Source organism: Alkalihalobacillus deserti (assembly GCF_020734105.1).
GTDB classification, from domain to species: domain Bacteria; phylum Bacillota; class Bacilli; order Bacillales; family Bacillaceae_D; genus Halalkalibacter; species Halalkalibacter deserti.
Genome location: NZ_JAJAFR010000011.1, coordinates 59115 through 71969, shown reverse-complemented (window position 1 = coordinate 71969; position 12855 = coordinate 59115). Strand labels below are relative to the sequence as shown.

The 12855-nt window shown below is 38.1% G+C and carries 9 protein-coding genes, 1 pseudogene and 1 riboswitch; of the genes and pseudogenes, 8 read left to right on the top strand and 2 right to left on the bottom strand.

What is annotated here, in order from left to right; all coding sequences use genetic code 11:
• Window positions 1–72: 72 nt before the first annotated feature.
• Window positions 73–657 (bottom strand): hypothetical protein, encoded by a 585-nt coding sequence (locus tag LDX58_RS17545; RefSeq protein ID WP_227938113.1) that lies wholly within the window; start codon window positions 655–657, stop codon window positions 73–75.
• A 346-nt stretch (window positions 658–1003) separates the two neighbouring features.
• Here LDX58_RS17545 and LDX58_RS17540 point away from each other — a divergent pair, with 346 nt between their 5' ends.
• From LDX58_RS17540 to LDX58_RS17520, 5 genes and pseudogenes are all read left to right on the top strand, one after another.
• Complete coding sequence (locus tag LDX58_RS17540) at window positions 1004–1309, top strand: metal-sensing transcriptional repressor (protein ID WP_227938112.1); 306 nt, start codon at window positions 1004–1006, stop codon at window positions 1307–1309.
• Between the two features lie 71 nt (window positions 1310–1380).
• Window positions 1381–1602, top strand: coding sequence for a copper chaperone CopZ (gene copZ / locus LDX58_RS17535; RefSeq protein WP_227938111.1), 222 nt, complete (start codon window positions 1381–1383; stop codon window positions 1600–1602).
• A 95-nt stretch (window positions 1603–1697) separates the two neighbouring features.
• A complete protein-coding gene (locus tag LDX58_RS17530) occupies window positions 1698–4115 on the top strand; it encodes a heavy metal translocating P-type ATPase (RefSeq protein WP_227938110.1) in 2418 nt (805 codons plus the stop codon).
• 242 nt (window positions 4116–4357) lie between these two features.
• Window positions 4358–4564 carry a YwbE family protein gene (locus LDX58_RS17525; RefSeq protein WP_227938109.1) on the top strand — a complete coding sequence of 69 codons (207 nt, stop codon included), beginning with the start codon at window positions 4358–4360 and terminating at the stop codon, window positions 4562–4564.
• A gap of 472 nt (window positions 4565–5036) precedes the next feature.
• A pseudogene (locus LDX58_RS17520) lies at window positions 5037–6327 on the top strand (homocysteine synthase).
• Between the two features lie 153 nt (window positions 6328–6480).
• Here LDX58_RS17520 and LDX58_RS17515 read toward each other — a convergent pair.
• The gene (locus LDX58_RS17515) at window positions 6481–7902 is read right to left on the bottom strand and encodes a hypothetical protein (RefSeq protein WP_227938108.1); all 1422 of its coding nucleotides are present in this window, start codon (window positions 7900–7902) and stop codon (window positions 6481–6483) included.
• 497 nt (window positions 7903–8399) lie between these two features.
• On the opposite strand from LDX58_RS17515, the gene LDX58_RS17510 reads away from it, so the two are divergent.
• From LDX58_RS17510 to LDX58_RS17500, 3 genes are all read left to right on the top strand, one after another.
• The gene (locus LDX58_RS17510) at window positions 8400–9797 is read left to right on the top strand and encodes an MATE family efflux transporter (RefSeq protein WP_227938107.1); all 1398 of its coding nucleotides are present in this window, start codon (window positions 8400–8402) and stop codon (window positions 9795–9797) included.
• Window positions 9798–9912: 115 nt separating this feature from the next.
• Window positions 9913–11124 carry a DEAD/DEAH box helicase gene (locus tag LDX58_RS17505; protein WP_227938106.1) on the top strand — a complete coding sequence of 404 codons (1212 nt, stop codon included), beginning with the start codon at window positions 9913–9915 and terminating at the stop codon, window positions 11122–11124.
• Between the two features lie 49 nt (window positions 11125–11173).
• Window positions 11174–11268: riboswitch (purine riboswitch) on the top strand.
• Window positions 11269–11316: 48 nt separating this feature from the next.
• The gene (locus tag LDX58_RS17500) at window positions 11317–12660 is read left to right on the top strand and encodes a 5'-deoxyadenosine deaminase (RefSeq protein WP_227938105.1); all 1344 of its coding nucleotides are present in this window, start codon (window positions 11317–11319) and stop codon (window positions 12658–12660) included.
• Window positions 12661–12855 lie beyond the last annotated feature (195 nt).

Here is a 12855-nt window from a genome sequence, read left to right as displayed (position 1 = left end):
TGAGGGTAGTTCACTACCTGTATTTAGCAAAATAAAAGCGCAGAGTCCTTGATTATTTAGTTAGAATATTTGTTATATAATAAGGATTTCATCTTCATTTAAATAATATTCGTGATAATGTTGATTATTATCATTCATTTTAATGGTCGTATAGTCATTCATAAAATAAAGAAAAACACAAACAAGTATAAAGTAAGAAAATGGCTGTAACCAAAACTTTTTTCTTTTTGTCACCTTTTTTATTTCAGATATGAGTAACAAGAAAACAAAAAAGAATACCCCAACAGTCCATACACTTAAAACGTTTATAAGTTGGTTATGATGATCAGAGGACACCATCGTTCCAAGCATTGACCCCATCATTCCTCCCATCACACCAGATAATAACCCATCCAAGACAGCAGCTAACGAAGAAGGTAAACCAGCAATAACTCCTGTTACCCCGCCAATTAACATAGATATAATTGTTACTTCAAAATAAGAATCAGGATAAATGATAATAGACAGTGTTCCTACATAAAGACCAATAATCATTCCAAGAGCCATAGAAATGACCATAGCTACCATACTGTTTATTTTGTCTTTTAGAAAATAAGTAAAGTATAATAACCAGCCAAATAAAAAAATAAAATTAATGATAAGTAAGGTTAACTGCATTTATGTTTGCCTCCCCTGATGTGTTTGTTTCATTTTATTTAAGGAAGATACTAATTATGTACAAGTTATTTATTTGTTAAAAAAGTAGTGGGATCGTTTTTAGTGGTTTTATTATTTACAATCCGTTTCTCCAATTTTAAAACTTTCTCAATTTACAAAGACACCTACTTATAGTTATATTGCTTGTGCTAATCGGGTTTTAGCAATTGAAAATCAGGGCCCTTTTTTCCAGTGAATCAAACGGATCCTAATCAAATCTGCATTCTGTTTCCAAGTAAGGTTATTGACAAAGGTTCCTTTTTATATAATAGTAAAATGAAATATGTGAGTGAAAGGAGATTTGCCGATGTCAAAGGAAAATGAGGTAAAACGAGTTGATCATCGACATTCTCGTGAAAAAGAACAGTTGGTTAATCGTTTGAAACGTATCGAAGGTCAGGTACGAGGTATTCAAAATATGATTGAAACAGATCGCTATTGCGTCGATATTCTTATTCAAATCGCTGCAATCAACGCAGCGATGAAAAAAGTCAGCCTACAGCTGATGGAAAATCATACGAAGCATTGCGTAGCAGATGCGATTCAAAGAGGTGATGGAGAAGAAGCGATTTCTGAACTAATGGATGTTGTTGAGAGGCTAACGAAAACATAAAGGGTCTATTTATTGTATACCCTAGGGGAGTATGGTAAAATGAAATTAACTAATGGAAAGGTGATGACAACATGGAAACAAATGTATTCGAAAAAGCCACGATTCAAGTTAAAGGAATGTCCTGTAACCATTGCGTATCTGCTATTGAAGGAAGTGTAGGAAAGCTTAATGGAGTTCAGTCTGTTGAAGTCGACCTTGAAAAAGGAATGGTCGTCGTTTCATTCGAAAAGAACAGCATTTCTCTAGATTCAATTAAAGATGAAATTGAAGAACAGGGATACGATGTACTTTAACCAATTAAAAACGTGCCTTGGTGGCACGTTTTTCTTACATTGTTACATACCCTACAGGGGTAATTGATAGTTGAAGAAATGAAGAGGGGAAACTTATGTCAAAAGAAAAAGATATGACCTTTGCGATATCAGGTATGACGTGTGCTGCTTGTTCAGCTAGAGTTGAAAAAGGGCTAAATCGTATGAATGGTGTAGTAGAAGCTAATGTAAACTTAGCAACGGTACGAGCAAGTGTGCGTTTTGATTCGGAAGAAATAAGTGAAGCACATATAACAAATAAGGTTGAGAAGTTGGGTTATCAGGTACGAATCCTGCATGCTGATTTTCAGGTCACAGGAATGACTTGTGCCGCTTGTTCAAACCGAATGGAAAAAAAGCTTAATCGTTTACCTGGTGTCAGGCAAGCAACGGTTAACTTGGCCCTTGAAACAGCAACGGTGGATTATTTTGAAGGTGCTGTTGATATACCTGATGTGAAAAGGGCGGTTGAAAGACTGGGGTATGGGTTAAAAGAAAAAGAGAATGCAAATGATCACACCACATCTAAAAAGCAAGAGATGGAGAAGCAGTTGAGGAAGTTCATATTTTCACTGATCCTAACATTACCGCTAATTTGGGCAATGGTGACTCATTTTGAATTTACGGCTTTTATTTGGATGCCAGAAATGTTTATGAATCCTTGGGTTCAGTGGGCTTTGGCAACACCTGTTCAGTTCTTCGTGGGGTCTCAATTTTATGTCGGTGCTTACAAAGCATTGCGAAACAAAAGTGCGAATATGGACGTACTTGTTGCCCTTGGTACGTCGGCAGCTTATTTCTATAGTATCTATCTAGGATTTGAAGCAATGAAGAAAGGTATGGTGATGCCAAATTTATATTTTGAGACATCGGCAGTAATCATTACTTTAATTGTGTTAGGAAAATTATTTGAAATGCGAGCCAAAGGTAGAACGAGCCAGGCAATTCAAAAACTATTAGGATTACAAGTGAAAACGGCTACTGTACTCCGCAGCGGCGAAACAATCGAGATTCCACTTGAAGACGTTCGTGTAGGAGATCATCTTATTGTTAAGCCGGGTGAGAAAATACCAGTCGATGGATTGATCATTGAAGGACACTCCGCTGTTGATGAATCGATGATTACGGGTGAGAGTATTCCTGTTGACAAAGGAATAGATGACAGTGTCATAGGATCAACGATCAATAAAAATGGCTCACTAACGATGGTTGCTACAAAAGTAGGAAAGGATACAACTTTATCTCAAATTATAAAAATCGTAGAGAATGCGCAAGGCTCAAAAGCCAATATTCAAAGAATCGCAGACAAAGTGTCTGGGGTTTTTGTCCCTATCGTTGTTGCTATAGCTGTCCTTTCATTTTTGATTTGGCATTTTGTTATTATACCAGGAAATGTAAGTGCAGCATTTATCCCGACGATTTCGATCCTCGTGATTGCTTGTCCTTGTGCTTTAGGTTTGGCGACTCCTACGTCCATTATGGCTGGTTCTGGTCGTGCTGCCGAATTAGGCTTACTGTTTAAAGGGGGAGAGCATTTAGAAAGCACCCAATTTATCCAAACGGTTGTGCTTGATAAAACAGGAACTGTGACAAAAGGAGAACCAACTGTAACGAACTTACTGAGCGAAGGCAAGATAGACAGCAACACATTATTACAGCTAGTTGCATCGGCTGAGAAAAAGTCAGAACACCCATTGGCTCGAGCAATTGTCAATTATGCTGAAGAACACGACATTTCTTTGTTAAGTGTAGACCAATTTGAAGCGATTCCAGGCCATGGTGTCAAAGCTATCGTACAAGAAAAGAATCTATTAGTTGGAACAAGAAAATTACTAGAAGATTCTAATGTCACTTTTCATTGCGCCAAAGACCAACAAATAGAATTAGAGCTAGAAGGAAAGACAGCTATGCTCATTGCTCTTGATGGCAACTATGAAGGTCTCGTAGCCGTTGCTGATACGGTTAAAGAAACATCAAACCAAGCTGTTATAAGAATGCGTGAACTTGGATTAGAAGTAATTATGCTCACAGGTGACAACAAGCGAACAGCAGAAGCCATCGCGAAGCAAGTAGGGATTGTCCAGGTCGTAGCTGAAGTGCTTCCTGAAGAGAAAAGCGCGGTCATTGAAAAGATTCAACGTGACGGTAAAATGGTTGCTATGGTTGGGGATGGGTTAAATGATGCTCCCGCGCTTGCTGTAGCAGATATTGGCATGGCGCTCGGAACAGGGACGGATATTGCGATTGAAGCAGCTGATATTACATTGATACGTGGTGATTTGAATAGTGTGGCAGATGCCATTATCATGAGTCGGAAAACGATGGTCAATATTAAACAAAATCTATTCTTTGCTTTTGTTTACAATACAATTGGAATTCCAATTGCAGCAGTCGGCTTACTTGCACCTTGGGTCGCAGGTGCAGCGATGGCTTTTAGTTCTGTATCGGTCATTTTAAATGCTTTAAGGCTTCAGAAAACGAAGCTAGAAAAATAAATGGAGAGGTAAGCCGCTCGACTTTGGTTGTTTTAGAGATTGTGATTTTGCTGCTAATCATTGGGGGTTATTGTAGTGTTCAGAATACAAATATCCATGTTAGCAGCTCTGGATATGAAAACTGAATAACCTGGTCTTTATAAAGGCAGAAGAAAAAGTTCATATTTTTCCGTATGTACTTGAGGTAGAATAGTGAAGAAGAGGAAAAAACAATTTCTACGTTGACGAAATGAGGTAACAAGATGAGTAAATCAGGACAAGAGCGTAAAAATATTCATGCTGGTGTTGAAGTGGATATTGTACTTAAGCAAGATCAGCGATCAGGAAAGACAACTAGAGGTGTAGTCAAAGACATTTTAACGAATTCGCCTAAACATCCGCATGGTATAAAAGTTCGGTTGCAAGACGGGCAAGTGGGAAGAGTAAAGGTAATTATTGAAGGCAGTTGAGGTTTAACTCTCATCTGCTTTTTTTTGATTATCCATGACTTGATGCTTCTAAGAGATCAAAATAGAGAACCAGGGAGTTAATCACCGCGAATGACGCCCGAAATGGGATCAAAACAGAGAAGAAGGGAGTTAATCACCGCGAATGACGCCCGAGATGGGATCAAACAGAGAAGAAGGGAGTTAATCACCCGCGAATGACGCCCCCACCTCAAAGTTATGAGTGACAACAGAGTTTTACATACTTGGAAATATTGTCGTAATTCGATTGTTGTCTTTCTGCGAAAATAAATGTAAGAACATAGCATTTATTAGTCCAATTTACCGATTGAATCGTAAAGATCACAAAAGAGTAAAAATGTTCAGATAATAATTGACATCGTTTAGCTTGCTCACTACTATAAAACTGATAGATGGTAAATAAATGCAGAGTTTATTTGAATATCAATATAAAATCGAATGGAGAAGATGAATAATGACAGTAAATGATTCCTTTAAGTTAGAAACATTGGCTATTCATGCTGGACAAGAAATCGATCCTACTACAATGTCAAGAGCCGTACCACTTTACCAAACAACTTCTTACGGATTTAAAGAACGGAGCATGCTGCTAATTTATTTTCACTAAAAGAATTTGGTAACATCTACACGAGACTGATGAATCCACGACAGATGTGTTCGAAACAAGAGTTGCAGCATTAGAAGGAGGAGCCGCGGCCTTAGCAACGGCAACAGGTCAAGCTGCGATCACATATTCCATTTTAAACATTGCAGAAGCAGGAGATGAAATTATCTCAGCATCTAGTTTATATGGAGGGACGTATAATCTTTTCGCAACGACCTTGCCTAAACTAGGGATAAAAGTGAAATTTGTGGATGCAGAGAATCCAGAGAATTTCAAAGCTGTGATTACCGATAAAACAAAAGCGATTTACGCAGAAACGATAGGAAATCCTAAAGGTGATATTCTTGATATTGAAGCTGTTTCTAAAAGCGCACATGATCATCAGATCCCGCTAATTGTAGATAATACGTTTCCGAGTCCATATCTATTACAACCAATTAAACACGGAGCTGATATAGTTGTTCATTCAGTCACGAAGTTTATTGGAGGGCATGGTACTTCTATCGGTGGAGTGATTGTAGATAGTGGTAAGTTTGATTGGACGGTTACTGATAAATTTCCTGGTTTAGTTGAGCCTGATCCAAGCTAACATGGAGTTGTATACACAGAAGCTGTTGGTCCAATTGCTTATATTATAAAAGCTAGAGTCCAGTTGTTAAGAGATCTAGGAGCTGCGATTTCACCATTCAATTCTTTTTTATTGTTACAAGGTTGGAAACCTTCATTTGCGTATGGAGCGACATAGTTCTAACGTTCTAACGCGTTAAAAGTCGCTCACTATTTAGAGCAACATGAAAAAGTTGAATGGGTAAATTATCCTGGGTTAGAAAGTCATCCTTCACATCACCTTGCAAAAAAATATTTACCAAATAGACAAGGGGCTATTTTAACGTTTGAGGTAAAAGGTGGATTAGAAGCTGGTAAGAACGTCATTCAGTCTGTTCAATTGTTTTCTCACTTAGCGAACGTTGGCGATTCTAAATCATTAATTATCCATCCTGCTAGTACGACACATCAACAACTATCTGAAGGAGATCAACAAGAGGCAGGAGTTATTCCTGGAATGATCAGATTGTCTATTGGAACAGAGGCGATAGATGATATTATCAAAGATTTGGAAACGGCATTAAATAGTCTTTAAACAGACAGTGGTCAAAAGTGTTCTTAAATAGACTACAAAAGAAATACCACACAGCAATCCCGCTATTTCCTTATAGCGGGATTTTACAACCTTGATCTGTTCTTGTAGCATCTCTTTTGCTAATCTAGTTAAAATAAAAGATATTGGTAACTCTTAAAACAATAACACAGCAGCAATCGTTGATACAATTAACCCTAGCATTACAGGGATAAAACTTTTGCGAACAAGATCCATAACAGGAACTTTAGCAAATCCAGCAACAGCCACTAAGGATGACCACGCAATAAGTGTGCCGCCCCCTACCCAAATTGATCCCATTTGACCAATAGCTGCTAGCGTAGCAGTATCTATTCCTAGTGTTTCTCCTAACGCGCCAGATAAGGAGCCGACTAATGGCAAACCTGAAAAACCAGATCCATCTAAACCAGTAATCATTCCAATAATTAAAATACCAAATGCTGCTAAAAAGGTACTTTCAGGAATGACTTGTTGACCTGCTTGAACGAGATCAAATAAAAATGTTGGTGCTGATTCTGTTTCCACTCCAAAAATTTTAGAAGAGAAATCACCGCTTCCGATAAAGAAAAAACCAGCAATTGGAATAACGGGCCCCATAGCTTTAAAAGCAAAGATAAACCCTTTAACAAGAAAATCACTTACATTTGTTAATGATTGACGAATGTTGTAGAAGAACGAAGCTGCCACGAGTAGAATAACGGCAGTTCCCCCAATGAGTGCAGCGCCGGCTCCACCTTCCATATTAGGAATTGCTTCCGTAAACATTGAAAGAACCATGTAAATGACGACGAGTAGAAAAGAAATAGGCACTAATAAAGCAAAGAAAATCCGTTGTTTCTTAGATTTTTTTTTTGAAAGAGGCTCTTCTTCTGTCTCCATACCACTGCTTTGTTCCCATTTTTGTAAATGATGACTAGAAGGTTTTTGAATCGATTTACGAATGGAAAAATAAGCGTATGTTAAAGCAACTACCCCAGTAATGATTGATAAAGCTAATGCACGGTTAGCAACGGCATCAACAGGTACCCCAGCAGAGGTTGCATTTAGCGTTGGGGCAATTTTGATCATGTAGTCGGCAGATAACGCCATTCCTTGACCGGCTAGAGAGATGGCAATTGCCGCTCCAATAGGAGGTAAACCTGCCCTGATTGCGACGGGAATTAGTAACGCTCCGATAAGTGGAACTGCTGGTGTTGGCCAAAAAAAGACAGAAATCGCGTAAGTGACCCCGACAATGACCCAAAATGAAATATGCCCATTTTTCATGACACGTTGAAACGGAGTGATCATTTGTTCGTCTGCTCCGATGGACTTTAGTGAATGAAGAAGAGCTGTCATGATCGCAATAATGAGAAATATATTAAAAAGCTCACCTGCTGCCGTTAAACTTGCTTGGAAAATCGTCTGTAAAGCACTAGAAATAGAGCCCGTATATACCCATCCTACTAAAAATGTCATTAAGACAGCAGGGACAACAACATTTTGTCTGAAAAGCATCGTTAAAATAATAACAAATGTTCCAATTAAATAGATCCAATGTGGTGCTGTTAAAATCAACTACTTCATCTCCTTTCATTGGCTATTTAAACGATAGTTGAGATAATATATGTATGGGTCTAGGCATTGGTGTAAGGTGTAGCTTGTTTACAAAGAAGGATTTTAGAATAAAAGAAATTAGGTATGCGAAATAAAATAGTTGATTGTGAGAGTACATGAGTGTATGATTCGTAAAGGATTATTTAGGTAGCTAGGTATTTTGAAATAGAATCAAAATAATCGTGTTGATGTCAGCTCGGGTAGTCTATATAAGACCAGCAACAATGAATGGGATCATTGAATTAATGTTAAAATGACTATTTATTTGAAAAGAAAGCTAGTTTAGAAGATGTACATTCCCAAAAGAACAGTTAAGGGAAACCAACTAGAAAATAAACTGTGGAATAAATTAGGACAATTAGACGAAGAAAAATCGCCGTATTTACGAAAAAATTATTCTTTCTAACCTGTTTAAAAAGACGACTAGTCACTATCAAAAGTAGAAAGTTGGTTTATAAATGAAACCAAAAATACAAAGTGAAAAGCTTGGCACAGAGCCGATTCCTAAGCTGTTAAAAAACTTATCGATTCCTGCCATGATTGGAATGTTTGTAATGGCGCTCTATAATGTCGTTGATACTATTTTTATTTCTTATGGAGTAGGAATTGAAGGAGTAGCTGGAGTAACGTTTGCGTTTCCGATCATGATGATTATGATGGCTATTTCTGCTGCTATGGGAATTGGTGGTGCGTCTGTCATTTCTAGAAGATTGGGCGCTAAACGTGATCAGGAAGCGAATCAAGTTTTCGGAAATATTATGGCGGTTATCTTAATCATTAGTGTAGTTGGATTTATTGCTGCATTTACGGTGCTTGAACCAATGCTTCGTTTATTTGGAGCTAGTCAAGACATTTTAGGTCATGCAACAGATTATATGTTTCCAATTTTACTTGGAACGTTCTTTTTCTCGTTTGCGTTTGCGACTACTAACATTGTTCGTTCGGAGGGGAATGCCAAGTTTGCGATGCTGATGATGATCATCCCTGCGGTGATTAATATTATATTAGATCCGATTTTTATATTTGGTTTGAATATGGGTGTTCAAGGGGCTGCGATTGCGACTGTTATTTCACAAGCATCGGTATCCGTTGTCATTCTCAAATACTTCATAACAGGAAAAAGTTCACTACAATTGAATCTAGCAGATCTGAAAATTAACCTAAGCATCATTAAAGAAGTCCTAGCAGTTGGTTTGCCAGCCTTTGCTCAACAAGCCGCAGGAAGCGTGATGATGATTGCGATTAATACGATGCTTATTCGATTTGGTGGAGATATTCATGTCGGTGTATATGGAATTATTCAGCGAATTATTATGTTTACAGTGATGCCGATGATGGGGGTTATGCAAGGAATGCAGCCTATTGTAGGGTATAATTACGGAGCAAAGAACTTTAACCGCCTACAAGAAACGGTTAAATTAGGTTTAAAAGTGACTATTTTTATTTCTGTTTTTATATTTGGATTGGTCATGTCCGTACCTCACTGGTTAATGATGATTTTCACTTCTGATCCAGTGGTTATTGAAGCTGGTGTGGATTATCTTCGTATCATGTTCGCCGCTGTATTCTTAATCGGTGTTCAAGTTGTAGGAAGTGGATTATACCAAGCTTTAGGTAAGCCAAAACAAGCTCTTATTTTGTCTTTATCAAGACAGTTGATCTTTTTAATACCACTTGTCTTGATTTTGCCACATTTCTTTGGTGTATATGGAGTATGGATGGCATTTCCTATTTCTGATTTCTTCGCTTGTATTCTCGCAGGTACTTTGCTCTACCGCGATAGAGCGATTTTTTTCGGCAAGGGCAAAAGAAAAGGTCAGAATCAAAATCAGCCTGTTACGGCTAGGACGAACTGATTGTAGTGTATGAAAGATTGAAATGACGTGTACGATAAAGAATAAATGATGTCATGAGTGGGTCGGCTTATTGTCTGATAAGGCAGGTCGGTCTTCTTTAGAGAGGTTGATAAAAGTGAGTAAGTTTCAAGCGTTAGGAATAAGTTCTGAATTATCTCAAATCGTTCAAGCAAATGGCATAAGTGAACCAACACCGATTCAAGAAAAAGCAATACCGGTTGTTCAAAAAAGGCAAGATGTGATTGCACAGGCTCAGACCGGTACGGGGAAAACATTTGCTTTTCTCTTACCTATTATTGATGCTATTGATCCATCCAAAGAATATGTACAAGCATTGATTGTTGCTCCAACAAGAGAGCTGGCCTTGCAAATTACAACGGAGGCGAAAAAACTTCTGTCGCGATTGCCTGAACGACAAGTTCTTGCTGTATATGGGGGACAAGATGTAGAGCAACAATTAAAGAAATTAAAAGGTGCTAATCATATTGTTGTGGCGACCCCAGGAAGACTGTTGGACCATATCAGGCGTGGAACGATTCATTTAAATCAAGTATCTACTCTTGTTTTGGACGAAGCGGATCAAATGTTACATATGGGCTTTTTACAGGAAGTGGAGCAGGTGATAGAAGAAACACCTCCAACTAGACAAACCCTGCTTTTTTCCGCAACGATGCCAGAAGAAATTAGAAAATTAGCAAGGGTCTACATGAATGACCCTCAGAATATCGTTGTTAAGCAACGAAATATAACATTAGATGATATTAAGCAAGTAGCCATTGAAACAACAGACCGCGCTAAACAGGATGCGCTTCGAACCGTCATGAAAGGAGAACAGCCTTTTCTTGCCATTATTTTTTGCCGAACGAAGCGAAGAGCAGATACGTTAAATGATGCTTTGGCTGGAGATGGCTATTTAGTTGACACTCTACATGGAGATCTTTCACAAGCAAAACGGGAGAGAGTCATGAAAGTATTCAGAGAAGCCAAAATCCAATATCTAGTTGCAACAGATGTTGCTGCTAGAGGATTAGATGTGGAAGGTGTCACGCATATATTTAACTACGACATTCCTCATGATGTAGAAAGTTATATCCACCGCATAGGTCGAACAGGACGAGCTGGGGGAGAAGGAGTCGCTTATACATTTGTCGCTCCTAAAGATCGTCAGCATTTAGAAATGATTGAAAAAGGAATTGGACAATCGCTTGAGAAACGAGTGGTTGAACGAACGAATACTCCTAAGCATAGTGTAAACTCTGGTAAAAAAGAGGATTATCGAAAAAATAGGAATTTCGGAAAACAAAAAAAGAGGTCGCCTCGTTCATAAATTTTATGGTAGGTTATCTCACTCGTTTGTAGTATGACTTTAGATTTTCAAATAAAGTAGATATATCTTTCGTATAACCTTAATAATATGGGGTAAGGGTATAGGAACCGTAAATTCCTGGCTACGAAAAGTATGCATCATGCATATTTTTCGTAGCCTTTTTTGTATACATATTATAATGGGGTGAAGACATTGAGAAGAATTTTAATCAAACAGGCAGAGATTGTGACGATGAATGGGACAGATGACATTTTTAAAGGTGACATATTAATAGAAAACGATCGTATTCAAGCCATTGGACCAGATTTAAATCCGGTGAACATAACTAAAATAATTGATGGTAGAGGAAAAACCATTATCCCAGGTTTTGTGCAAACTCATATTCATCTATGCCAAACCGTTTTCAGAGGAAGAGCAGATGACTTGGAATTGTTAGATTGGTTGAAAAAACGCATTTGGCCGCTTGAAGCAGCACATGATGAAGAGTCTCTTTATTATTCCGCATTACTAGGAATAGGGGAATTGATACAAAGCGGAACAACTGCGATTGTTGATATGGAGACGGTTCATCATACAGACTTTGCTTTTCAAGCAATTGCCTCTAGTGGTATTCGAGCCTTGTCAGGGAAAGTGATGATGGATAAGGGAGAGGAAGTTCCGAAGAAATTACAAGAAAACACAAATCAATCCATTCAAGAAAGTGTTGATTTGCTGGAGAAATGGCATAATTTTGATAATGGTCGAATTAAATATGCGTTCTCTCCTCGATTTGTCGTTTCTTGTACGGAACCTTTATTAAAAGAAGTGGCAGAACTATCTGCTTCTTACCATGTGAACGTTCATACCCATGCATCAGAAAACTTAGGTGAAATTCAGATCGTTGAAGGAGAAACAGGTATGAAGAATATTGAATATTTAGATCATCTAGGGCTTGCGAACAATCGATTGATTTTGGCTCATTGTGTTTGGTTAAATGAACGCGAAAAGCAAATTATTAAAGAAAAAGGAATTCATGTAAGTCATTGTCCTGGATCAAATTTAAAATTGGCATCTGGAATTGCTGAAATTCCAAGTTTGCTAGATGATGATATTTCAGTTAGTCTAGGTGCTGACGGTGCACCATGCAACAACAATTTAGATATGTTTAATGAAATGCGCTTAGCCGCTTTAATTCAAAAGCCGAAACATGGTCCAACCACGATGGATGCTAAAACCGTTCTAAAGATGGCAACGATTGGAGGAGCAAAAGCGATTGGACTCGGAAATGAAATTGGCTCAATCGAAGTCGGAAAAAAAGCCGATCTCGTTATTCTTAACTTAAATGATTTTCACACCTATCCTTCTTTTGATGTCGACCCAATCTCGAGAATTGTCTATTCCGCGACAAGAGCAGATGTTGAAACCTCCATTATTAATGGAAAAATCGTGATGGAAAATCGCATTATGAAAACAATGGACAAAAAAATCGTCTTAGCAGAATCCAACCACTCCATCAAAAGAATGACTGAAAGAATGGCAACGATTGAGAGCTTTTAAAAAAAGGGCGTTTTTTCCTTTTTTTAAAAGCTCGAAGCATGGGCGGAGCCGCTGCATGGTCTTAAGTCTGTTTTGAGTGAACTTCTCAGAACGGACGCGCAGAGAGTGGAGCCATGCAACCGATCAAACTGAGGGCAGAAAGGTCGGTTTTAACCTTTTTGACTTAACTATAAGTCGAACATGCGCAAAAGGAGT